The organism is Bradyrhizobium sp. CB1717, assembly GCF_029714325.1.
Lineage (GTDB): Bacteria > Pseudomonadota > Alphaproteobacteria > Rhizobiales > Xanthobacteraceae > Bradyrhizobium.
On record NZ_CP121666.1, the window covers coordinates 8,763,779 to 8,786,987 of the forward strand.

General features: G+C 61.7%; 22 protein-coding genes. 7 read left to right on the forward strand and 15 right to left on the reverse strand.

The window, feature by feature from the left end:
- Positions 1-2: 2 nt before the first annotated feature.
- Positions 3-2,348, reverse strand: coding sequence for a TonB-dependent siderophore receptor (locus QA649_RS40775; protein ID WP_283022079.1), 2,346 nt, complete (start codon positions 2,346-2,348; stop codon positions 3-5).
- Between the two features lie 203 nt (positions 2,349-2,551).
- Positions 2,552-3,436: a dihydrodipicolinate synthase family protein gene (locus QA649_RS40780; protein ID WP_283022080.1), complete on the reverse strand. Its 885-nt coding sequence runs from the start codon at positions 3,434-3,436 to the stop codon at positions 2,552-2,554.
- Positions 3,437-3,615: 179 nt separating this feature from the next.
- On the opposite strand from QA649_RS40780, the gene QA649_RS40785 reads away from it, so the two are divergent.
- Together QA649_RS40785 and QA649_RS40790 are read left to right on the forward strand one after the other, a co-directional pair.
- Positions 3,616-5,028 carry an FAD-binding oxidoreductase gene (locus QA649_RS40785; RefSeq protein WP_283022081.1) on the forward strand — a complete coding sequence of 471 codons (1,413 nt, stop codon included), beginning with the start codon at positions 3,616-3,618 and terminating at the stop codon, positions 5,026-5,028.
- Between the two features lie 12 nt (positions 5,029-5,040).
- A complete protein-coding gene (locus tag QA649_RS40790) occupies positions 5,041-5,736 on the forward strand; it encodes a GntR family transcriptional regulator (RefSeq protein ID WP_283022082.1) in 696 nt (231 codons plus the stop codon).
- 6 nt (positions 5,737-5,742) lie between these two features.
- On the opposite strand, the gene QA649_RS40795 is transcribed toward QA649_RS40790, so the two are convergent.
- Together QA649_RS40795 and QA649_RS40800 are read right to left on the reverse strand one after the other, a co-directional pair.
- On the reverse strand, positions 5,743-5,907 hold the full coding sequence (locus QA649_RS40795) for a hypothetical protein (RefSeq protein WP_167526360.1): 165 nt from the start codon (positions 5,905-5,907) through the stop codon (positions 5,743-5,745).
- A gap of 178 nt (positions 5,908-6,085) precedes the next feature.
- Complete coding sequence (locus tag QA649_RS40800) at positions 6,086-6,271, reverse strand: hypothetical protein (RefSeq protein WP_283022083.1); 186 nt, start codon at positions 6,269-6,271, stop codon at positions 6,086-6,088.
- 193 nt (positions 6,272-6,464) lie between these two features.
- On the opposite strand from QA649_RS40800, the gene QA649_RS40805 reads away from it, so the two are divergent.
- Entirely contained in the window at positions 6,465-8,486 is a 2,022-nt protein-coding gene (locus QA649_RS40805) for a YgiQ family radical SAM protein (RefSeq protein ID WP_283022084.1), read from the forward strand.
- A 570-nt stretch (positions 8,487-9,056) separates the two neighbouring features.
- On the opposite strand, the gene QA649_RS40810 is transcribed toward QA649_RS40805, so the two are convergent.
- The 5 genes from QA649_RS40810 to QA649_RS40830 all read right to left on the reverse strand — a co-directional run bounded on the left by QA649_RS40810 (position 9,057) and on the right by QA649_RS40830 (position 14,447).
- Positions 9,057-9,899: an ABC transporter permease gene (locus QA649_RS40810; RefSeq protein WP_283022085.1), complete on the reverse strand. Its 843-nt coding sequence runs from the start codon at positions 9,897-9,899 to the stop codon at positions 9,057-9,059.
- The gene (locus QA649_RS40815; protein WP_283022086.1) at positions 9,896-10,795 is read right to left on the reverse strand and encodes an ABC transporter permease; all 900 of its coding nucleotides are present in this window, start codon (positions 10,793-10,795) and stop codon (positions 9,896-9,898) included. The genes QA649_RS40810 and QA649_RS40815 overlap by 4 nt, the downstream gene beginning before the upstream one ends.
- Positions 10,795-11,973 (reverse strand): extracellular solute-binding protein, encoded by a 1,179-nt coding sequence (locus QA649_RS40820; protein ID WP_283022087.1) that lies wholly within the window; start codon positions 11,971-11,973, stop codon positions 10,795-10,797. The genes QA649_RS40815 and QA649_RS40820 overlap by 1 nt, the downstream gene beginning before the upstream one ends.
- 80 nt (positions 11,974-12,053) lie before the next feature.
- Positions 12,054-13,142 carry an ABC transporter ATP-binding protein gene (locus QA649_RS40825; protein ID WP_283022088.1) on the reverse strand — a complete coding sequence of 363 codons (1,089 nt, stop codon included), beginning with the start codon at positions 13,140-13,142 and terminating at the stop codon, positions 12,054-12,056.
- 33 nt (positions 13,143-13,175) lie between these two features.
- The gene (locus QA649_RS40830) at positions 13,176-14,447 is read right to left on the reverse strand and encodes an ATP-binding protein (RefSeq protein ID WP_283022089.1); all 1,272 of its coding nucleotides are present in this window, start codon (positions 14,445-14,447) and stop codon (positions 13,176-13,178) included.
- Positions 14,448-14,902: 455 nt separating this feature from the next.
- On the opposite strand from QA649_RS40830, the gene QA649_RS40835 reads away from it, so the two are divergent.
- Positions 14,903-15,280, forward strand: coding sequence for a response regulator (locus tag QA649_RS40835; RefSeq protein ID WP_283022090.1), 378 nt, complete (start codon positions 14,903-14,905; stop codon positions 15,278-15,280).
- 679 nt (positions 15,281-15,959) lie between these two features.
- Here QA649_RS40835 and QA649_RS40840 read toward each other — a convergent pair.
- From QA649_RS40840 to QA649_RS40855, 4 genes are all read right to left on the reverse strand, one after another.
- On the reverse strand, positions 15,960-16,430 hold the full coding sequence (locus QA649_RS40840; protein WP_283022091.1) for a nuclear transport factor 2 family protein: 471 nt from the start codon (positions 16,428-16,430) through the stop codon (positions 15,960-15,962).
- A gap of 435 nt (positions 16,431-16,865) precedes the next feature.
- Positions 16,866-17,174 (reverse strand): DUF1330 domain-containing protein, encoded by a 309-nt coding sequence (locus QA649_RS40845; RefSeq protein WP_283022092.1) that lies wholly within the window; start codon positions 17,172-17,174, stop codon positions 16,866-16,868.
- A gap of 367 nt (positions 17,175-17,541) precedes the next feature.
- Complete coding sequence (locus QA649_RS40850; protein ID WP_283022093.1) at positions 17,542-18,399, reverse strand: HD domain-containing protein; 858 nt, start codon at positions 18,397-18,399, stop codon at positions 17,542-17,544.
- 183 nt (positions 18,400-18,582) lie between these two features.
- Positions 18,583-19,311 carry a Crp/Fnr family transcriptional regulator gene (locus tag QA649_RS40855; RefSeq protein ID WP_283022094.1) on the reverse strand — a complete coding sequence of 243 codons (729 nt, stop codon included), beginning with the start codon at positions 19,309-19,311 and terminating at the stop codon, positions 18,583-18,585.
- 176 nt (positions 19,312-19,487) lie between these two features.
- Here QA649_RS40855 and QA649_RS40860 point away from each other — a divergent pair, with 176 nt between their 5' ends.
- On the forward strand, positions 19,488-19,712 hold the full coding sequence (locus tag QA649_RS40860) for a hypothetical protein (protein WP_035667676.1): 225 nt from the start codon (positions 19,488-19,490) through the stop codon (positions 19,710-19,712).
- A gap of 200 nt (positions 19,713-19,912) precedes the next feature.
- Here QA649_RS40860 and clcA read toward each other — a convergent pair whose 3' ends face one another.
- Positions 19,913-21,187, reverse strand: a complete 1,275-nt coding sequence (clcA, locus tag QA649_RS40865) for a H(+)/Cl(-) exchange transporter ClcA (protein WP_283022095.1) — start codon at positions 21,185-21,187, stop codon at positions 19,913-19,915.
- 355 nt (positions 21,188-21,542) lie between these two features.
- Between clcA and QA649_RS40870 the strand changes: the two genes are divergently transcribed.
- Together QA649_RS40870 and QA649_RS40875 are read left to right on the forward strand one after the other, a co-directional pair.
- Positions 21,543-22,001, forward strand: a complete 459-nt coding sequence (locus QA649_RS40870; RefSeq protein ID WP_283022096.1) for an Rrf2 family transcriptional regulator — start codon at positions 21,543-21,545, stop codon at positions 21,999-22,001.
- The gene (locus QA649_RS40875) at positions 21,998-22,711 is read left to right on the forward strand and encodes a class I SAM-dependent methyltransferase (RefSeq protein ID WP_283022097.1); all 714 of its coding nucleotides are present in this window, start codon (positions 21,998-22,000) and stop codon (positions 22,709-22,711) included. The genes QA649_RS40870 and QA649_RS40875 overlap by 4 nt, the downstream gene beginning before the upstream one ends.
- A gap of 52 nt (positions 22,712-22,763) precedes the next feature.
- Here the strand turns inward: QA649_RS40875 and QA649_RS40880 are convergent, their stop codons facing one another.
- Positions 22,764-23,102 carry a hypothetical protein gene (locus QA649_RS40880; protein WP_283022098.1) on the reverse strand — a complete coding sequence of 113 codons (339 nt, stop codon included), beginning with the start codon at positions 23,100-23,102 and terminating at the stop codon, positions 22,764-22,766.
- Positions 23,103-23,209 lie beyond the last annotated feature (107 nt).

Consider the following 23,209-nt stretch of genomic DNA (forward strand, 5'->3'; position numbering starts at 1 on the left):
GGCTAGAACTTCACCGTCGCCGACAGCGAGAAGCGCCGGGCATCGCCGATGGCGACGTTCAAAGCGTTCCCGGTGCTGGACGTATAGTAGAGCTTGTCGAACAGGTTCTTGACGTTGAACTGATAGGTCACCGGCAGGTTGTCGATCTTCGTGTCGTAGGTCGCAAAGATGTCCGCGACGGTATAGGCCGGCAGGAAGAACTGGTTGGCGGAGTCACCCGGCCGGTCACCGACATAGCGTGCACCGCCGCCGAGCCGCAGACGTCCGGGCAACCGCTCGCCGAAATCGTAGACGAGATAGAGCGAGGCCGTGTTCATCGCGGCGTTCAGGAGCTTGGCATTGCCGACGACAGGATCGTTGATCAGGCGCGCGTCGGTATAGCCATAACTTCCGATCATGCTCCATTGATCGGTCAGCCTGCCGGTCACGTCCAACTCGACGCCGCGCGACCGTGCCTTCGCGGACGTTCGTACCAAGACCGTACCGCTAGTAAAAGGATCGGAGACCAGCACGTTCTTCTTCTCGATGTCGTAGATCGCCAAAGTGCCGGACAGCCGCTTGTTGACGTCGAATTTGACACCGGTCTCCCATTGGGTGCCCTCTTCGGGCGCAATGGTAGAGTCGACGACGAAGCCGATGGGAGCACCGGTGAAGAGCGCGATGGTCGAGGTCGGCTTCAGCGACTGCGTGTAGCTGACGTAATACGAGAGCTGGTCGTTCAGCTTGAAGATGATGCCGCCGAGCGGCAGCACCTTGTCGCCCGCCAGATTCGTGTTCGTGATGAAGTTCGGCCGGCCCTTTCCGGCGAGCTGCTCGTATTCCATCCAACGCACCCCGCCGACCACGGACAGCCAGTTAGTCACGTGGAATGTGTCTTGGGCGAAAAAGCTGCGGGTGCCGAGCTTGTCGGTCTGCTCGCTGTCGACCCCCGAAACGGTCGTGCCGGGTGTGATCAAGCCGTAGACCGGGTTGTAGAAATTGAAGCTCGGGGTCGCCTGGCGGATCAGGTCGTGGCGATCGATGGTGCGATACAGCGCCTCGCCGCCGAACAGAATCTCGTTGCGGAAGCCGCCCACCCAGACGTCACCCTGCAGATAGGAGGTGCCGTAACTGACGTTGCTCAACGAGTTCCGGGTGCCGTCGTTGCTGCGGGTCTCGACGCCGGTTTTGGCGTTGACGTTGGTGATGCGAAGCTGATTGGCGCTGTAGGTCTCGGTGTTGTAGCTGTAGGCTGCCGTGACCTTCCAATTGTCGTCGAGCTTCTGCTCGACCGAGCCCTGTATCAGGTCGGAGGTGCCCCACATGTTGTTGAAGGGCTCGTCGAGCCGGCGCGTCTTCGGAATCGCCAGTGGAGCGCCGTTGACGAAGGCCGTGCCGCGGTCGAACGGATAGATGAATTCGCGATGCTCATAGGTCAGCTGAACCGTCGTGGTCTCGCCGTACCAGGCCAGCGACGGGTTCACCAGCATTTCCCTGTGGCGGCCGAAATTGCGCCAATAGTCTTCGCTGACGCCGTAGCCGATGAAGCGATAGGCAAGACCGCCATCGCCGATCGGACCGGTGATGTCGAGCGTGCCGTCGGCGCCGTTGCGGTTGTTGGCGTAGGCGGAGCCGAGCAGCGTGACCGAGCCGTGCCGATAGAGCTCGGGACGCTTGCTGATGGTGTTGACGATGCCGCCGGGGTCCATGATGCCGTAGAGCAGCGAGGCCGGCCCTTTCAGCACCTCGACGCTCTCGACCGCGGCATTGAGGCTGCGGCCCTGCACCAGCGGCATGCCGTTGCGCATGATCGAGCCGTCGCGGTTGTCGCCAAAGCCGCGGCGAATGACGGCGTCCTGGGTGCCGGCGAGCGTATTGGTCTGGGTGATGCCGGAGATGTTGATGAGCGCATCGTCGATGTTGCGCGGGAGCTGATCTTTTAACACCTGCGCCGGCACGATGTTGACGGACTGCGACGTATCGAGCGGCGAGGCGCCGCTGCGCAACGTCGTCGCGCTCGGCATCGCGCGGTAGCCAAGCTTTGCGGCCAGTTGCGCGGCAGCCTCCGCGGCAGCGCGCTCCGAGAGCGTCGGCACCGCGGGCGCGGCCGTGGCATTGCGACTGCGCTGGCGCGCGGCGGCTTGCGTGCGGCGCGGAGCCCCCTCCGATGCACGTGCCGGTTTCGGCCGCGGTGCCGGGGCTTCCACCGTCACCGGCGGCAGAGCCGATTGCGCCTGCGCGATCTTCGTGATGGCGGGAGTTTCGACAAGCAGCACCGCTGCTCCGATGAGAAGACCTGCACGGCTCTTGCCGGCACGGGTTCGATGGCCGCTGTCGCGCTGGCCATCCACGAAGGCACGCACTTTCATTCCACTTCAAGTCAAGAACGTTGAAGTGTGCGCGTGTAACAGTCGCCGGGATCGAGGAGAACCGTAGCGGAGCTTGAATCGCTCTAGTGTTGAATCGTTCTAAGCGCAGAGGAGCGCCGAACGTCAATCTCCGATTGATCTCGTGGCAATTGCGAGACGCTGCGCGAGAATACGCAGCGAGCATGTCGCAACGTTGCGCGATCTCACGCGATGGCGGGAGCGATCAACTCGTCCAGCTTCCGCTTGAGCGCGGTGCCGTCGGACAGGGCGCGGAGCGGCGGACGCACGCGTAGCCAGCTTGCATCGCCGGTCTGCGCCGCAAGGATCGCCTTCAGCGTCGTGAGGAAGGACGGCGTTTTCACCACGATGTCGATTGCGGCCTGCATGCGCGCTTCGACGTCCTTGCCGCCAACCATCGCCTTGACCAGCTCCGGCGCAATGTTAGCCATGCCGCAGATGGTGCCGGCGCCGCCGGCGGCGATCGCGCGGGTGATATCGGCTTCGTTGCCGACGGTGATGGCGAGCTCCGGCGCGGCGGCGCGGAACGCCTGGAACTGCTTGAAGTCGCCGCTGGAGTCCTTGAGGCCCGCGACCACCCTGCCGTAACGTTTGCGCAGGCTAGCAGCCACACTGGTCGGGATCGCAACGCCCGAGATCTGCGGGATGTGATAGAGATAGGCGCGCAGGCGATCGTCGCCGACGCCGTCGATGATCGCAGTGAAGGCGTCCTCGATGCCTTCAGCGGTGACGCTGCGGTCGAAGTAGGGCGGCAGCATTAGGACGTGGCGCAGGCCGAGGCCGAGCACGGCGCGTGTCAGTGCGATGCTGTCGCTGATGGCGGGAAAGCCGCCGCCGATGCCGATGCGCTCCGGCGCAATGCCGGCCTTGAGCACGGCTTCGATGGTCGCGACGCGCTCGGCGGCATTGAACGAGGTGCCCTCGCCGGTCGTGCCGAACAGCACGACGCCGTCGACGCCCTTGCTGAAGAGCTGCTTGGCGTGGGCGGAAAGCTTTGCGGAGTCCACGCTGCCGTCCGTCGCCAGCGGCGTCGCCGACGCCACCCAGAACCCGCGAATCGCCTCCGTCATCACACCACCCTTTGCTGCGGTTGCCGGTTAAGCCACTGATCGCTAACGATCTTCTCAGCCGGACGAGACTATGTTTTTGCTTTACTTTTCATCTTGTACCTTACATACAAGATGCGCGCAAACCCTTTCCATCGTCGCGGCGCGCATGAGGCGCAGCCGAATTCTTAAGGAGGTCTCGCATGAACATGGTGACCCCCGTCGAACGACCCGACCAACTGCTCGGCGCGCTGCGCGAACGGCTCGGCGCGGCGGCCGTGCTTGTTGGCGCGGACGTGCCGGCACGCAATTGCAACGACTGGAGCGCGAGCCTGCCGCAGACGCCGCGTGCGGTGATCCGTCCGACCGATGCGCAGGGCGTTGCCGATGCGATTCTGGCCTGCCGGCAGGCGCGCCTGCCGTTCGTGCCACAGGGCGGATTGACCGGGCTGTGCCGCGGCGCATCGCCCGAAGCCGGCTGGGTCGCGATCTCGCTGGAGCGCATGACCGGCATCGAGGAGGTCGATCGTGCGTCGATGACGATGACGGTGAAGGCGGGCACGCCGCTGGAGACGATCCAGAAGGCCGCCGACGAGGCCGGCTTCTTCTTTCCGCTCGACCTCGGCTCGCGCGGCTCCTGCGCCATTGGCGGCAATCTCTCCACCAATGCCGGCGGCAACCGCGTGATCCGCTACGGCATGACGCGCGAGCTGGTGCTCGGCCTCGAAGTGGTGCTGCCAGACGGCACCATCATCACCAATCTCAACAAGCTGATGAAGAACAATGCCGGCTACGATCTGAAGCATCTCTTCATCGGTTCGGAAGGCACGCTCGGCATCATCACCCGCGTGGTGCTGAAGCTGTTTCCGAAGCCGCGCTCCACCATGGCGGCGCTCTGCGCGCTGAAGGACTATGCGGCGGTGATCGCGCTGCTCGATGCCGCACGTTCGGGGCTCGGCCCGCTGCTGTCGGCCTTCGAGGTGATGTGGCCGGACTATTGGGACGTCATCACGAATCGCGCCGGCGTCAAGCCGCCGGTCGCCGCAGGCCACGGTCTCTATGTGCTGGTGGAAGCGCAGGGCACCGACGAAAGCATCGATGCGCCGCGCTTCCAGAGCTGGCTCGAGGACCTGATGGAGCGCGGGCTGTTGGCCGATGCCGCCGTGGCGCAGTCGCTGGCGCAGACTCAGAGCTTCTGGCGCGTGCGCGACATCTGCGCCGAGTTCGGCCAGGTGCTGGGCCCGCACATCTCCTACGACATCGGCCTTGCGGTGGCGCGAATGGACGAGTTCGTCACGCGTTGCAAGGCCGCGTTGGCTGAGGGCATCAAGGGCTGCGAGAGCGTCTATTACGGCCATATCGGCGACGGCAATCTGCATCTGGTCTCCTGGGTCACCGGCCTCACGGTCGAGCAGCAGCCGAAGGAGGAGATGGACGCGATCATCTATGGTCTCGTCCGCGAGATGGGCGGCAGCGTCTCCGCCGAGCACGGCATCGGCACCCTGAAGAAGAAGTGGCTGGGGCATGCCCGCAGCGAGGCCGAGATCGCGCTGATGCGGACGCTGAAGGCCGCGCTCGATCCCGATCATCTGCTCAATCCCGGCAAGGTGATCTAAGCGGGAGCGCGCATGCGAACGCTCAAGCTCGATACGCCGAAATCGCTGTCGCAGCGCGTGATGCAGCGGCTGCGCCAGGCCATCATCGACGGCGAGTTCGCGCTGGGTGCAGCGATCTCGGAAGAGATGGTGGCAAATTCCTTCGGCGTCAGTCGCACGCCGGTGCGCGAGGCCATGGGCCAGCTGCAAGCGCAGGGGCTCGTGGTGATCCGCCCGCAGGTCGGCAGCTTCGTGTTCACGCCGAGCGCGGACGACGTCACCGCGCTCTGCACTTTCCGCATCGCGCTGGAGCCCAAGGCGGCCGAGCTGGCCTTTCGCCATGATCGCAACAGTGCGATCGCCGCGATGAGCGATGCGATCGCGGCGATGGAGCCTGCCGTCGCGGTCAGGGACAACATCGCCTATGGCCGCGCCGACGCCGCGTTCCACGAGGCGCTGTTCGCCCATTGCGGCAACAATTACCTCATCGAATCCTATCAGCTCGTCTCCGGCCGCGTCGCCGCGCTCCGCACCAATTTGACCTCGCCGATCGACGTGCGCACTCGCACGTCCTTCGACGAGCACCGCAAGCTGCTGGACCTGTTCGCGCGCGGCGAGTTCGCTGCTTTCGAACAGCTGATGACGACGCACATCACCAATTCGGGCGTGGTCTATGCCAAGGCCTTGAAGGTGGAGGCGTTGAAGGTGGAAGCGCTGAAGGCGGAATGAGCGCGCCTACTGCCCGTCCCTCGATCCTGGCCTGTCCAGGAAATCCAGCGCGGTGTTGATCTGCTCGAGCTGGTGCTCGATCCTGTCGCGATCCTGAACGACCTGCGCCTTCTCGAGTTCCTCCACGAGCTTCTGCTTTCGCGCCAGCAAGTTCTCTATGACCGTGCTCACAAGCCCCCCTCGCCCCGAAGCGAGCATCGGGGCAGAAATCCGGCCAGCGGTGCTGTGCCGGAATTGTCGAGGCGCGCGCGAGCGGGGGCTCGCGCAGGCGCCAGGGTCAGAATGTTCGCAAGGGCGGTTGGTTCCTGCGAGTGAACCACAATGCTGGCAGATGTGACGATTGCGACACTCAATGTGTCAGGACGATGCCTGCAAGTTGCACCGGCACGATGGGGGTATGGGCGATCGAAACTGCGAACACAGCCAGCAATGCGAAGAACATGCAGAGCCTCATGTGCACCGTCCTGCGATCGGTGACCGGCAGAAGCAGGAAGAACAACATCGCCAGGACCAGCAACGCGTCGATCAGAAACATAGGCCTCCTCCCTTGAAACCGGGAGCAGGATGACGCGGCACGGCCGGCCGGTATGTGGACGGCGTCACAGAGCCGAGCCGGGCCGCCGGCACGGCTCGTGCTGCTGAATTATGCGTCACCGGGAACCTTAATCAGCGAACGCGGCATAGCGGCCGGTTGTATTCGCGGGCCCGGAGTCCTATGCGTATCCGCCATGGACATCCAGATCATCACCGCCGAAAAGCCCCTGATGGCCCAGGCCCGGCCGCGCAAGCCTGCGCCGTTCCTCCCGATGAGCCGTGCCGAGATGGACGCGCTCGGCTGGGATGCCTGCGACATCGTGCTGGTGACCGGGGATGCCTATGTCGATCATCCCAGCTTCGGCATGGCCATCATCGGCCGCCTGCTCGAGGCGCAGGGCTTTCGGGTCGGCATCATCGCGCAGCCGGACTGGCATTCGGCCGAGCCGTTCAAGGCGCTCGGTAAGCCAAAAGTGTTCTTCGGCGTCACCGGCGGCAACATGGACTCCATGGTGAACCGCTACACCGCGGATCGTCGCATCCGCAGCGACGATGCCTATACGGCCGGCGGCGAAGGCGGCAAGCGGCCGGACCGCTGCACCATCGTCTACGCCCAACGCTGCCGCGAGGCATTCAAGGACACCCCGATCGTGCTCGGCGGCATCGAGGCCTCGCTGCGCCGGATCGCGCATTACGATTACTGGTCCGACAAGGTGCGCCGCTCGGTGCTGGCCGATGCCAAGGCGGACCTCTTGCTCTACGGCAATGCCGAGCGCGCCGTCGTCGAGGTGGCGCAGCGACTCGCGGCCGGCGAGGCGCCGCGCGAGCTCGACGACATCAGGGGCGTCGCGCTGTTCCGGCGCGTGCCCGAAGACTACGTTGAACTGCACGCCGACGATCTCGATTCCGCCGACGAGGGCGCAACGCGCCAGAAGGGCGCGACCGTGATCCGGCTGCCGGCACTGGAGCAGGTCGAGCAGGACCGCGAGGCCTATGCGAGGGCGTCACGCGTGCTGCACCGGGAGAGCAATCCCGGCAATGCGCGGCCGCTGGTGCAGCGCCACGGCGATCGCGATCTCTGGCTCAACCCGCCGCCGATCCCGCTGACCAGCGACGAGATGGACGCGGTCTACGACCTCCCCTACGCGCGCGCGCCGCATCCGTCCTATGGCGATGCGAAGATCCCCGCCTGGGACATGATCAAATTCTCGGTGACGATCATGCGCGGCTGCTTCGGCGGCTGCACCTTCTGCTCGATCACCGAGCACGAGGGCCGCATCATCCAGAACCGGTCGGAAGGCTCGATCCTGCGCGAGATCGAACGCATCCGCGACAAGACGCCGGGCTTCACCGGCGTGATCTCCGACATCGGCGGCCCCACCGCCAACATGTACCGGATGGCGTGCAAGGATCCGAAGGTCGAGGCCGCATGCCGCCGTCCGTCCTGCGTCTTCCCGGAGATCTGCCCGAACCTCAACACCTCGCATGACGATTTGATCCGGCTCTATCGCAAGGTGCGCGAGACCAAGGGCATCAAGAAGGTGATGGTCGCCTCCGGCGTGCGCTACGACCTCGCGGTCGAGAGCCCGGAGTACATCAAGGAGCTCGTCACCCATCACGTCGGCGGCTACCTCAAGATCGCGCCGGAGCATACCGAGCGCGGTCCGCTCGACAAGATGATGAAGCCCGGCATCGGCGCCTACAACAAGTTCAAGCGGATGTTCGATGAAGCGGCCGAGCGGGCCGGCAAGAAATATTACCTGATCCCCTATTTCATCGCGGCGCATCCGGGCACGACCGACGAGGACATGATGAACCTCGCGCTGTGGCTCAAGAAGAACCGCTATCGCGCCGATCAGGTGCAGACCTTCCTGCCCTCGCCGATGGCGACCGCGACCGCGATGTACCACACCGGCGTCAACCCGCTGCGCGGCGTGCGCCACGGCGGCAGCGACAAGGTCGACGCGATCAAGGGCCTGCGCCAGCGCCGGCTGCACAAGGCGTTCCTGCGCTACCACGATCCCGACAACTGGCCGGTGCTGCGCGAGGCCTTGATCGAGATGGGCCGCCGCGACCTGATCGGCTCGCAGCCCCACCAGCTCGTCCCCGCGCACCAGCCGCCCGGCACCGGCAAGGCCGCCGGCACGAAGCGTCCCGTTCGCCCCGGCGGCAAGACGCAGCGGTTCACGACCAAGGGCCTGCGGGTGATGAAGTAGCGGGTGAGGCCCGATGCTGTCGTGCCTCCCAAACAAAAATGTTCGAAAACAACCCCATGCACAGTAGCCGGCCCTAGCGGGATCAATGGCTTGGACGTCCTGCGAAGACGTTTGACCGTCGGGCAAACAATCGTTGCGCCGTCGGGCAAAACAGGCGCATGATGGCATGATCGGGCATGTGGGATAGAGCGAGCCCGGTCTCCGTCGGCATCCATATTCTCGAGCTTCGCACCGCGTCCCCCGCGCAGGCTGCTCCGCGCCCGTTCGACGCGTTGGAGGGGATGCTTCCCGGCAATCATCACCCTGCGGTCGTTCCCAGTGACCCCGGATGCGCCAAGGCGTGCACTCATCAATCGATCAGCCCCTGAAGCAGGCCATGGCCGTTCTAACTTCGAAACCGGACATGGCCGGTTCGCCTCTGGAAGTCAGCTCAGGGCCAATAGGCGACCTCGTTACTCCGTCTGTAACAATTGAACGTCCATCCCTACCTCACCCGCAGCCGCAAAGATCGGCGACTATCTTAGCGAGTTGGCCGTTTAATGGGCAGAATGACAGCTGCCGATTGCAGCCTCAATAGCTGGTTTCGCCTGGCGCTTGTCGCGGCCTTCGGCTCTGCTGCCCCACTAGGCCGGCAAAGACCAGGGCGACGACTGCGACCGAGAAGACGATGATCGCGCCTGAAAATGCGTAGATTGTCGGCGAGGCACCCGAATTCATCGCGCCGAACATATAAAGCGGAAGCGTGTTCTGGCGACCGGCCAGGTAGTAGGCGCGCGCCTGCTCGTTCAGTGAAAGCAGAAATGCAAAGACGAAGCTTGAGATGAGATTGGTGCGCATAAGCGGCAGAGTTATGTCGACGAAGGCCCGTATCGGCCCGGCGCCGAGGTCGCGGGCCGCCGCGATGGTGCTGGGCCTGACCGCCGAGAGGCCGATGAGCGAGACCACAGCGGCGAACGGCAGCGTCCACAGAAGATGTCCGATTGCTATGGTGACCCAAGATGGGGCGAGACCGACAACTCTCAGAGTTGCCGACAGACCGAGGCCCTCAATCGTACCCGGGACGAACATGGCGGAGAGAATGACGAGGAGGAATACGCCGCGCAGGCGCGTCATCGCCCGGTAGGCGAGCGCAGCAGACAGGCCGATCGGCGTCGCCAGTGCGGCTGTTGCGAGCCCGACCAGCGCGCTTTCCCTGAGAGCCCCGGCGAGGCGGCCATCGTCGAGAAGCGCAAAATACCATTTGAGGCTATAGCGGCTCGGCGGAACGAGTCCAAGCTGCGCATCCGGGTTCAGCGATGCAAGCAACAGATAGAGTACCGGCGCATACATGATTGCTAGGCTCAGCGCCGTGATAGTGGTGAACAAAAGTCGGCCGCCGCTGGTGCGTCCCCTGACGATTGCATCGAAGCTCATATGCCGAGGCTTTCGAACAGGCGCGACAGCCTGAGCGCGCGATTTGCGATGATGATGAGGACGGTGAGCAGAGTGATGACAACCGTCGCGATGGCGAAAGCGAGGGGGAAATTCACCACTCTCAGTACATCGTTGATCATGATGGAAATGGAAGAAGCACCAGCCCCTCCAAGAAGCTGGACCTCCATCGACGTGCCAACGGCGACGACGAATACGAACAAAAAGCCCGCCACGATTCCTGGCAGGACGAGCGGTAAGACGATGGTTGCGAGCAAGGTCCAGAAGCCTGCACCAAGGTCCTGGCTTGCACGAATCACTGAATGTTCGATCCGCGCGAATGCCAGCACAATGGGAATTATCGCGAATGGCAGATAGGCGGCGACCATCCCCAGCAGGACCGCAAAATCGGAGAACAAAAACCATTCGACCGGAGTCTCCACAATTCCTAGGCTCATTAGCGCGTTGTTGATGACGCCCTGCCGACCAAGCACGAGGCGCCATGCAAAGGCGCGCACGAGGCCGCTCGTGAAGAATGGAATGGTGAACAGTGCGAGGAGGAGCGCAGCCCGGCGTGGTCCGCTCAAAAGACCGACGACCGCCGCGGCCGGAACTGCGAGCAGCGTGGAAGCCGTAGCGGTCAGTGCGGCGAGGCCCGCCGTGCGCAGAAAGACGGTTGCTCGTCCGTTATCGAGAAGGGCCGCATACGACGCGAACGACCAGGCGGGCTTGATCCAGTATGTGTCAGGATCGAAGCTCCAGAAACTCCACGTCGCGATCAGTGCCAGTGGAATGAAGCCCACCCCAACAAAGACCGCGAGCGACGGGAGCGCGAGAAGGAAGCCCGCCGGCCGCCAGCGGGCGCCCACGCTTTCGCCGAGCCCCGGTTCGTGAGGCACTACGCGTTCCTCAATCTCTGCCACCATGTTTCGTAGAGCTGGAAATTGTCCGGCCGGGTGTTTTGCCAATAGATCTTGCCGGCAAACTTTTGCTTCACATGGTCGGCCAGTTTCCGGACGCCCGCCGGATCGAAAGCATTCGCATGAGCCGTCGCGTAGGCGACGTTGTTGTCGGTGGGTACGACGTAGCCGCGCAGCAGGCCGAGCTTGCAGCCGTAGAATCCCGAGAAAAGGGCATTGACCAACTGATGGGCCGCCTTTGTACGCCCGCGGACCACCGCGCTCTTCAGCAGAATGGTATTGTTAGCCCATCCCTCGTAGCCTTCCCTCGGCACGGCATAATAGCAATCGACACCCCGCATCCGCGCGGCATAAACAATGGGTTCCCAGCCGGTCATCACCCAGACCTCCTGGTTGGCCAGGAGCTGGAGACCCTGTTCCCAACCGTTCCAGAACGTGCGGAACTGGCGGTCCCGCTTGTGCTTGATCAGGAATTCCATGACCAGCCCGAGCTCGTCAGCGGTCAGGTTGCCGGGCTCGGCAATCTTTGCATTCTCAGAGTTCTTCAGATAAATGGCGGTAAAGATGACGCTGTTGATCCAGGCGTCTTCCATGGCGGTCTTGCCCTTCAGCTTCGGATCAAAGATGACGCCGTAGCTGTCGACGCTGCCAGCCTTGTCTCTTATAGCGATGATGGAATCGGCATTGATGACGGTCGGAATTCCGTAGACCTTTCCATCGTGGGTCAGGTAGGGAATGTCCTTCGCCCACTGCCACACGCTCGCATAATTCTGGATTTGCGAAATGTCCCAGGGCGCAATCAGGCCGCGTCTCGCGAGTTCCTTTTCGCTGCCTCCCTGCAGCCCTGCGACATCATAAATGTCGTTTGCGTTGCCAGCCGCCAGCTTGGCAACGACCGGCCCCGGGTCATTGCCGTTATCGGTGAATTCGACTTTGACACCGCTGTCGTATGCAAAGGTTCTCCAGCCGTCGTCGCCGATATCGAGCGTGCCGGTTGCCCAAAAATTGATCTCATCCAACGCTCGGGCGGCGCGCGGTAGGCCCAAACTTCCGACTGCCAGCGCGCCAGGGCCAAGAAGACCGTTCTGAACAAGCTGGCGGCGTGTTAACTGGGAGAATAAGCCCGGTGGAGAGCCATTCCCGATGCTGTGCGCCATTGTCCAAGCTCCTCGGGAGCCTCCCGTCTTGATGCATATCATAGTTCAGGCGCCTTCGCAGAGGCGGCGCTGGGCGGATATCAGGGCTCGACCAGCGCGTCCGGTAGCAACAGCGGCTTCATGGGTTCCCACACAATCTCGATGCTGCTACCTGATGCGGGTACCGCGACACCCGGATCTGCGGAGATGAGAAACTTGAGCGCTTGACCGTCAACCAAGCGGCTCTCAACCTCGACGTCTCGGCCTTTGTAGACGGTGGAAATGACCGTGAGCGGCCCGAGATCACTTCGTTCTTTTGGGTGTGCGATCCTGATCCGCTCGGGTCGGAGGACCAGCACATAATCGTTCGCCGGGTCACGGCTGACGGGCGGTTCACAGCGGATATCTCGTCCGGCGACGCGCGCATGCCAGTCGGCAATGCCGGAATCGACGCGCTCCGGCTTCAATATTGCGTCGAACCCAACGAACCGCGCGACGAAGGCATTGGCCGGTCGTTCGAAGACTTCGCGCGGCGTACCGATCTGTTCGATGCGGCCCGCTCGCAAAACGATAATTCGATCGCTTAGAGACAGAGCCTCATCCTGATTGTGAGTGACGGCAAGGATGGTCGCGCCGAGCCGTCGGTGCAGACGACTGATCTCGCCGCGCAGTTGCTGGCGCAATCGCTCATCGAGCCCCGTCAATGGCTCGTCGAGCAGAAGAACAGCAGGGTCGAGCACCAGCGCTCGGGCCAGCGCCACGCGTTGGCGTTGGCCTCCGGAAAGCTGGTGTATGCGGCGCCTCTCGTAGCCTCCAAGGGCAACGATAGCGAGCATCTCCGTCGTGCACTTGCGCCGCGTGGCCGGGTCGACGCCACGCACCTTGAGACCATAGGCGACGTTCTCGGCAACAGTCATGTGCGGAAACAGGCCGAGGTCCTGAAAGATCGTGTTGCATGGCCGCTTGTTGGGCGGAAGCGCCGTCATGTCCGTACCGGCGAAGAGAATACGGCCTGCGGTCGGCTGCAGGAAGCCTCCGATCATTTGCAATATTGTGCTCTTGCCAGAGCCAGAAGGCCCCAGCACCGTGACGAAGCTTCCCTCGGGCACCTCCAACGAAACGTCGGACACGACAGGCTTGTCGTAGACCTTGGTTACACGATCGAGCGCTATTGCGGCTGGCGAACTCATCCGGCCTCCTCGTTCGCCAGAAAACCGAAACAGTCAATGGCTAACGTTACGCGCGAGTGCAGTATCCACCAAACCGACCGGCAGAACAAATTGGACGCGCGCGCCGGTCTTGCCGTCTGACGATGCCGAGAGTTGACCGCCGTGACGATGAACGATCATGCGGCAGATCGCGAGGCCCAATCCCATTCCATTCGCTTTGGTCGTGACGAATGCATCAAATATGTTGTTCAAACGTCCAGGATCAATCCCAGGTCCTGAATCCTCAACTGCGACCACGATTGTGTTGTGATCCCGAGGCTGTGTGCTCACCCGCAGCAGGCGTGATTTATCCGTTGTGGTGGCCATGGCATCGATCGCATTGTGGACCAGGTTGAAGACCACCTGTCGCAACTGACCCTGATGTCCGTCGACCAGCGGCAGATCGGATGCAAGTTCGGTTTCGGTCGCGACGCCGTGATCCCTCAACTGTCCGTAAAGCGATTGTAGTACGCCACGTGCAATCTCGTTGACATCGACCGGTCCTCGGCTGTGATCGACCTTCTTAAACAGGGCACTGATGCTGTCGAAGACCTCGCTCGCGTGATGGCAGTCGGTGATGATCCGAGTCAGAATCGCCCGCAATTCGTTCAGATCGGGTGGCGTCATTTCAAGAAAGCTCATTGCCGCATCGCCGTTTGTCGCAATGGCCGTCAGGGGTTGGCGTACTTCGTGGGCGATGGACGCTGTGGCCGCCTCGACATTCAGCAGTTTGTTGTCTCGTTCGCGCTGCAGCGTCTCAACCGCCTCGCGCAGAGCGCGTTCGGTCCGTCGCAGGTCCGTTATGTCGGTCGAGATGCCGCAAATTCCCTGGACTTCGCCGGCGTCGGAAATCAGCGGCACCTTCTTGGACAGGAGCAACCGGTCACCTGCAGGTGTCTTCGACATTTCCTCGGATTCCGACAGCTTGCCCGTCATCATGGCGGCGACGTCATTGCTTCGATACTGCTGAGCGATTTCTATGGGAAACACGTCAAAGTCTGTTCTGCCGAGGCACTGCTCCCGAGTCACGTTGCACAGCATCTCCATGCCTCGGTTGAGGAAGGTGTAGCGACCATCTTTGCGTTTGGCGTAAATACTCGCGGCGCTGTTTTCGAGGACCGTGTGCAGGAGCAAATGGTTCTCTCGCAACGTCTCGTAGAGCGTTTCGATCCGCTGCCTCACGTCTGCAAAATGTTTACGTGCTTTTGGCTTCGCGAGGTCTGCCTCAAGAGCATCAATCTCGCGCTTCAGTGCGGCGTAGTGCGTTTCAAATTCCGGTTGCGACATTGGGGTGCTCGGGCCAACCGGCTGTACGACCTCATATCGAAGCAGCCATCCGCGTCCACTTTGCGGCCGCCAGGATGACGCTGATGCAGGAAGGCACGGACGCTACTACGATTTTGGCTGGTATTCAATCTCGCGCGCGGATCGGCACGGAGGCTTTGCTGATGGTAGGCTCGTACCAACACTCATCCGGCTTGCGAGCCTCCTGTGTGATTGGTTGTGCAGTGGCCGAAAGTTAGGCCGCAAGGCCGTTTGCGAAGAATGAATTTCTGCAACCGCGTGCCCCGAACGTGCAAAGCCGATTGATCCACAACCGCTGGTCCGCGGTGCGAGAGTGTTGGACGGGTGCGAGGCGCCGATCAATCCTGATAAGCCAGTGCTTTGCTTTGCGGCAGCTCTGGCCTCGTCGAGTCCCCAGTCTTGTGCAAACACCACCAGTGTTCTAAAACCGCCCAGCAATGGCAAAAAAATCTCTCATTGCGATTGTCGACGACGATGAATCCATTCGCGTCTCGACGGCAAACCTCATTAGGGCGTTCGGATTCGCTGCCCGGGGTTTTGCGTCCGCTGAAGAGTTTCTGCAGTCGCCGGAACTTGGCGAAACGTCCTGCGTCATTTCTGATGTTCAGATGCCGGGCATCGACGGTCTCGAGTTGCAGAGCCGACTGGCGTCCACACATCGTCGAACGCCTGTCATCTTTATTACCGCTTTTCCGGATCTTCGAATCCAGGAGCGGGCGCTCGCGGGTGGGGCCATCTGCTTTCTCAAGAAGCCTTTCGACGGAAAGACCCTCATTCAATGCGTCGATCGCGCCCTCAACCGGTCCAACAGTTGAGCGCATTTCTCGGGAGCGTTTTGGCGAGCCGCGCGCCACACTCAGCAAGCTTGCGCAATTTCATATGAATTGCAGCAATAACCGGTCAGCGCTTGACCCGCAGCCGCGGCCAGTTGGGCGGAATGGTCAAAGACTTAGACAACGGCGAATGGGGAAAGGCCATAGCTACATCCAAGCTCGGCGTTCCAATCGCACCTCCGGAGTCCAACCCGGAATGAAGGCGCGAATTGATTGGATACGGTCGAGAGCAGCGGCCCATTGATCTCCGTGATCTGCAATATCGATCTGAGCATACGCCCGCCCAGACGACGCCTCATACCGGTCGACTTGTAGCCCCAACGAGGCGTTCAGATCGGAACGTGAGAGAGCCACGTCCGGTATGCGAATTACGATGGTAAGCGGCTGCCAGTTGGCATGATCCATTGTATTCTGGTTCTCGGCACGTCGGCAACGGGTCAAACGGCGACCTCGCCCCTGCATTGGGGCTGGTCCGATGTACCCCGCAGACCGGATGCCACGGTCGCTCGCACCAAAGTCAGCATCGGGCCACTTGCAGACATCGCGCGAGCGGTGTGCGTTTCGAGGCACCCGTATTTCGCTTTCGGACCGGCGTGCAGCAAGATCAAACGCCCACCCTCAAAGAGGATGGGCGCGTGGTGACTTACGACATGATGACGTCCTACTTCTTCTCGGCGCTGGCTTCCTGAGCTGGAGGCGGCTTCATGCCGACGGTCAACTGGCGGATTTTTAAAGCGCCGCCTTCACGTATGTCGATGGCGCCCCAGAACACTGTGACCTTGGTGGCGTCGCCGCTCTTAGGGTCCTTACCGAAGATGTCGGTCTCGCCGTTGGCAACGACCAGATCGTTGTTGATGACCGACATGTTGCCGACTCTGATCTCAATATGATCGGTGCCGTCCTTGAAGTTGTTTTCGTATACGGTCTTGAGATCGGAAAACACACCGCCCGGGTTGATCTGGACCCCGTCCTTTGTATAGAGCGCAGCGACACAGGCCGCATCTTTCTTTGCGACGCAGTCGGTGTAGGCGGCGGCTATTTTTTCGGCCTCCTGCTTGACCTCATCGGCCAGTGCCGGTGCAGAGATGAAAGCGGAAGAACACAATGCCAAGAGCAATGAACGTCGCTTCATAACAACTTCCCCTCTGGTTGTGATGCACAATTGCATCGCGACGTCCTCCTGACGTAGGACGTCGCGTTGCATTTGTTCCGAGGGGCATTCTTTCGTTAGGCTGTAATACTACCGGCTTGCGAGTATATGCCATTTTGCACGGCTTGGCGCGCGCCAACCTCGATCATCGACGACGGGGGCGGGCATTCCACGAGAATGCGGCGAATCCGGTCGGGAAAGACAGGCAAGTTGACGCATGTGACAGATGAGAGTGTCTTGCTCGACGCGCGCGATGGCCTACTTGTCCGATCGAGATCTCTGACGTTCTCGTCTTCGCAACGGCCTGCTTCACCATCGTCATTACGCTCGGCCCTGACGGCTCTTGGCGGAAGCGCCTTTGCGGCTCCTTTATCGAGGCAAAATTCAGCTGCGTGGTGCGCGCCGCCAAAGCGGGGCTCAATCCGTGGGCTGCGGGCCGTCGTAGCCTTCGATCACGATGATATCGATGTCCACGGCGTCCGCGCGCAGTGCCCTCGCCTTGGTGTATTCAGGTGAGTGGTAGCAGGCGAGCGCGGTTTCGTAGTCCTTGAACTCGATCACGATGTTGCGGTCGCGCGCCTTGCCCTCCACCGCCTCGAAGGTGCCGCCGCGCACCCGGAACTTCGCGTCGTACTTGCGGAGCACCGCCGCGAGGGCGGGGCCGTAAGCTTTGGTGTATTCGGGTTTGATCACATCGATGCGCCCGATCCAATACCCGTTCGGCATGTTGTCCTCCTCATCTTTGCATTCTCAAATCAAGAGGGGCCACTGGGGGTTAAATTGCTCTGCGGTGCCGATGGTTCCGTCCGGTTGACGACACCGTTGGGCTTGAGGTTAGTGGCGCGGCGGGGCCTGTCTAATCGAGCGTCGAGGTCCGTTCAGGGTCATGAGCGCCGTTTGCAAGGTCGGCCGGTTGCTTCCGGTCTACCCGATGAGCCGACAACTGAGGACGTCGCCCGAACCTCGCATTCGGGCACGAGCAGACGCGTCAGACACCGGGACGCGACTGGAGCCACCGGCCATGTCAGCTATCCTCAGTTCCGAGCGTCGGAGGATTGATCGGGATCAATCCGAAATCACAGTATTGGAACGCCTACAGCTCCGGACCAGAAAGTCCGACCTCTCGTTCGGCGCGAAGGACATTGCCATAGAGACTGCTGATCCATTGTCTTCCGCTCGAGGTTACATTCAAATAGCGGATGGCAATTTGGACGTGCGGTGCGACCTTGGTCCAGTAGAACTGAGGATATTTGTACACCACGTCCGCGGGCGTGGTGTATCCGAGCGATTTGTTGAGTCCTATCTCCTCGAACTCGTAGAACAGCGCATTTGATTTCTTCATGTAGTTCGGATCGCCGAGCTGACCGATCAGGTCGGCGGCGCGAAGCAACAAACCTTCCTCTTCGTCAAGATCATCCTTGAGTTCGTTCGCTGATGCGTCTGCATAAGGAAAACGAGTGTATTCGATGGCTTGGGCAACGCGAGCAGCGTCAATTTCGTCAACTGGGTCAAGACGCTCCACGGCGAATAATTTTGAGCGGTCGACATGATAGGGCGCAAGCGCTGCATCGGAGGAGCCGATCGGCAACTCGACCGTTCGGCCGGTACCATCAACCACATAGGCACCATCCTGGTCTCCGTGAACTATTCCCCGAACGTAGCCAATGTCGTGAAGCAGGCACGCCAGGATGAAGTGAGCATAGTCGCTGGCCGTCGTTGGCCTAAGAAGGGAGCGCCCGATCAGGATGTCGTGCCCCACCAGCGTGACCAACAAGGTGTGCTCGACATTGTGGTAGAGTGCATCGCTGTTACCAATACATTCCAGGGCCAGCTTTGCTGCATAGGGGAGCAATTCCGGCAAGCTGGCGTGGGACGAGCCGAAGCGACCTCTTGTCTCCGAGATCAGGAACGCACCGAGCGCCTGGGACGTCAGTTCCGGGATCGTTATCATGAGCAATCTCTCACTTTGGTCGCCGAGCCTTCAGGAGGCGTTCTGAAGGATCAGGAGGGAGAGGACGACCGTAGTAGTGTGAGGCCGAAGGATGGGTGATAATTGACTTAGATCAACAGCAGCGACGCCGGACTACGCGTGTGCGAAGTAGCGACTTCCGCTGAGGGCTGGCCCGCAACTGGTTCAACCTGTTAGCGGCTTCTTCATATGCAAGTAATCTGGATTGAATTCACCAAGCCGTTGGAGCTCGCGCCAGTTCAGAACAATCAACTCGCCCTCGCGGAAATCCATGCTACCAGACGAACGCAACTGGTGAAGCGCGCGGTTGACCGACGCGATTGCCATGGCGAGCGTCTCCCCAAGCTGGGGCAACGTCAATGGCATCGAGCACCTGTTCCCCTTGTTGAGCTGGGAGAGGCGTGCCCGATAGAATACTTCGCAGAACAAGTGCGCCATTCGGGTCGGCCTTGATCTCGCGCTGTTGTTCGTGATTGCTTCCCGGAAGATCGCGGCGTCCAGCAGAGTTTCTCTCCAGATGGCGATACCCAGCGAGGGGCGTCGTTCGAAGGCACCCAATATTTGTTTGTGCGGTATGAAGGCCACGCGCGCAGGACCGATTGAGCAAAGCGCATGGTCCATTCTTTCGATGAACAGTCCCTGTGCATCTGGCAGATCGCCCGACATGTGAAAGGACAAGTATTGTCGACGCCCTCCTTTCAGCAGGTGATATCGGCCGACCATTCCCGACACGACCAGAACCGCGTGCTTCGGCTGGTCTCCCTGACGAATAAAGTCCTGATCGGGCGACAGCTCTTTGGTCACCAACGAGAAATTGCAGATCTCCGCAATATCGTCACTCCGGAGCCGGGAATGCTCTTTCAAGTTCCGTATTAGTGTCTCATGGGGGTCCATAGCACTCCAGATTATGTTCGAGACCCGTATCACCTGATACGACGGTGTGCTCCTCGCCGGTTAAACTCCATATGTCTCTCGAAGTTTCAATGATTGAGCCGTCAACCAGGAGAGTCATTTATCGGTGATGAGGTCGCCAGTTGCGCTTCCCCATCTTTAGGAGAGGGAGCAGCGCCTTGCCAATCAACCCGCTCATTTCTGCGAATATCAATTTGACGCCAGAGCAGCGGCACGTTCTTGAACTCGCCTTCAACCGGACGCTACGCAAGCTTAACCTGGTGGATCGCAACGATCCGATTTGCGAAATAGTCGCTCGCAAAGTCATTGAGATTGAAGCTACCGGCGTTACCAACGCGGTCGCGATCTCCGAGATCGCATTTAGACAGCTTTACCCTTCGTAATCGGGCCCGCTGTGGGTCAATCGGGCCCGTTCGCTCCGAAAGTGGCGTCCGGTTCACCCCTCACGGCTGACATCGAGGCGCCAGGTGGAATTTGTTGCGATGCGGACGCGAAACGCGGCTCACGAACAGAATTTCCGATTGAAGAAGCCGGACGCCCGAAACGTTGCGCGCACCGGGCGCCGTTGGGGATGACACCGATCTCATCGCTGTCTGATCTGCCGCTCCAGGCGCAGCGTATGCTCACGCAGGGAATCGTAGATCGGTGCATTGCCCAGCAGCATGGGCAGCAGCATCGCCATGAAGCAGGCGCCCAGCATCGGCAGCAGCATCGTCACATTGCCGGTCATTTCGGCGACGAGAACGATGCCGGTCACCGGCGCGCGCACGACGCCGGTGAAGAGAGCGGCCATGCCCACCAATGCAAATGCTTCCGGCTGGATCGGGAGCGCCGGGAACGCAAGGCGGCAAGCCTCTCCGAACAGCAGCCCGGACTGGGCTCCCAGCACGAGCAAGGGTGCGAATAGCCCGCCGGGCGTGCAGGCCGCGTATGAGAGAGCGCCGAGCCCGAATCGGATCAGAAACGCGAACCCCAGGATCCCCACATTCTCATGGCCGATCAATGCGCGCTGCGTGATCTGATCTCCGCCACCGACCAGTTCGGGCGAGAACCAGGCCAATGTGCCGACACTTGCGCCAATCAATCCGGCGCGGAGCTCGATCGGCAGCCGTCCAAATCGGTCGCGAATTGCGATGGTCGCGAGCAGGGTGCGATTGTAGGCGACGGCCAGCAGACCCGCGACGCCTCCCAGAGCCAGGAACAGCGGGGCGGTTTCAGCCCTGGGATAGCTCAGCGGTGCGACCTGGAAGTCGGGCGCGTCACCGAGCAGCAGCCGTGCGACCGGGATCGCCGTTGCCAGCGCGGCAAGGGCAGCGACGGCAACACGGTGCTCGAACCTCTGCACCAGTTCCTCCAGCACAAACACGAGCCCGGCAATCGGCGCATTGAAGGCCGTTGCAAGGCCGGCGCCGGCGCCAGCCGCGAGCAGCACCCGGGCATCCGCCCAACGGAGCCGGCAGACGCGCGCCGCGAAAACCGCGATACCGGCGCCCATCTGGACGGTCGGCCCCTCACGGCCCAGCGCCAGTCCGGAGCCGATCGCCAGTATTCCGCCGAAGAATTTCACCGGCACCAGACCAAACGGAGCCGGTGGGATCTCTTCACGCAGGACAGCTTCGACATGCGGAATGCCGCTGCCCGAAGCGTGTGGCGAGAATTGTCGCACCATCCACACGGCAACCAGGGTTGCGACGGCGCATGCGCCGACGACGGTGAGGAATCCCCAGATCGCGTGGCCATGGGCCCAGGCGATCATCGCATCGCGCAGACCATCCGCACGCACGAGTAAAAGCCGGAAGATCGCCCCGACACATCCAGTCGCCGCTCCTACGATGAGGGCCATCGCCGCGAGCCCCAACAGGCTGCGACGTTCGTCCGCGACTTGCCGCTCGTGGTCAGGGTTATGGTCCACAGCTGGTCGATGATCCCGAGGCCTTCGCAAGCGGCAATCTTTGCCGAAATCACCGGCGAATGTCCCGAAAAAATGTTCTGACTTGACCGAAGAACTGCCTCTCCGATCGACACCAGGACCTCACTCCACGTCAAGATGCGCCGAACCAAGACCCGGCGCCGCAGATCGGCGATTGGACGTCGCAATCGATCCCTTGCACAGCAACGCCGCGCTCGACCCGCGCCTGAAGCCAATCCTTCTTCCACGATCAGCGCGCGCAAACCGCTTGACCTCGGCGCCATCATGTAACATACGGAGTTACATGAAACGCGACAGTCGATTATCCGGCGTGCTCCACGTGCTGCTGCACATGGCGCAGCAGCCTGGCCCCTTCACGTCCGAGACGCTGGCGAAGGCGATGGACACCAACCCCGTCGTGATCCGTCGCATCATGGCGGGCCTGCGCGAGCTCGGTTACGTCCGCTCCGAGAAAGGACATGGCGGCGGCTGGACGCTTGCTTGCGACCTCTCGAAGGTGACGCTGCGCGACGTCTACACCGCGCTCGGCAGTCCCTCGCTTCTGGCCATCGGCAACCGGACGGAGGCGCCGGACTGTCTCGTCGAGCAGGCCGTCAATGCCGCCCTCGACCAGGCTTTTCAGGATGCAGAGGCGTTGCTGCTGGCGCGCCTCGGCGAGGTGACGCTGGCGAGGCTGGCCAACGATCTCCGCAAGCGCCTCGGGTCCCGAAGGCATCAGAGCATGAGCGCGCATCACGCGTGATCGGCGCCAATCAGCAGGACAACCTCGTGACCGACATTCAAAGCGCGTTCGCCGATCCGCAAATGGTGGCGAAATACACCGAAGGACCGCCGCGGTTCGTTCCCGGCTACAATTCCATGCTGTCGATGGCGGCGATCCTCCTGGGGGAGCGCGCGCGCGACGATGCGCGAATCCTCGTCCTCGGCGCCGGCGGCGGCCTGGAGTTGAAGGCCTTTGCACAGGCACAGCCGCGCTGGAGCTTCGACGGCGTGGACCCGTCCGGTGCAATGCTCGATCTCGCGAAGCAGACGCTGGGCCCGCTTGCCTCGCGCGCACATCTGCATCAAGGCTATATCGACGATGCGCCGGAGGGACCGTTCGACGGGGCGACGTGCCTGCTGACTTTGCACTTCGTCGATGTCGAGGAACGGCGTCGCATCGCCTCGGAAATCCACCGCCGCCTCAAGCCTGGTGCGGCATTCGTGGCGGCTCATTTCAGCATTCCCGACGGCGATGATGAGCGGCCGCGCTGGCTCTCGCGCTATTCCGCGTTCCTGGCGGCATCCGGACTCGAACCCGACAAGGCGGCGGCCGCACGTCAAGCGGTCGACGGGCAATTGAGCATTCTGTCGCCCGCACGAGACGAAGCGATTTTGCGCGACGCCGGTTTTACCGACCCAACCCTATTCTACGCCGGCTTCACGTTCCGCGGCTGGGTGGCGTACGCCTGAGGCAAATCAGCTGCACGGCTTTGCCGGGAGCTGGCGGTCTGCGCGGCGATTGTCAGCCAACCGTTTCGCTGTCTGCACAAAGCGGCGTTTCCGCCAAACGGCTCGCTTGCGAAGCAAAGTCCTCGAACGCGGCGACTGCATCGCGCATGTTGTGGCAGCCGCGACTGTCGAGCGAGGAATGAACGCTGAGGTCGAACAGCTCTATCCAGAACAACGGGCTGTCGGGCAAGCCCGCCGCAAGGGCTTCGAACATGCTGATCTCGCAATCCCCGACCCGCTCGAGCGCAACCGTCCGGGAGCCATGGGCGATATGAGGAATTCCGAGCAACGTCCCGTAACCTCGTAAAATCTTCACGTTTATGGGCGGCGCGGCGCCGTCACTGCTGGACATCAAGGCCATCGTAGCTTTCGGGGAAAGGGCTGCCCCGAGAACGCAAGACCAGTCTGGGGGCAGACGAGCGATTTAAGTCACACGCCCCCCGGTTTCTTGTTATCGTG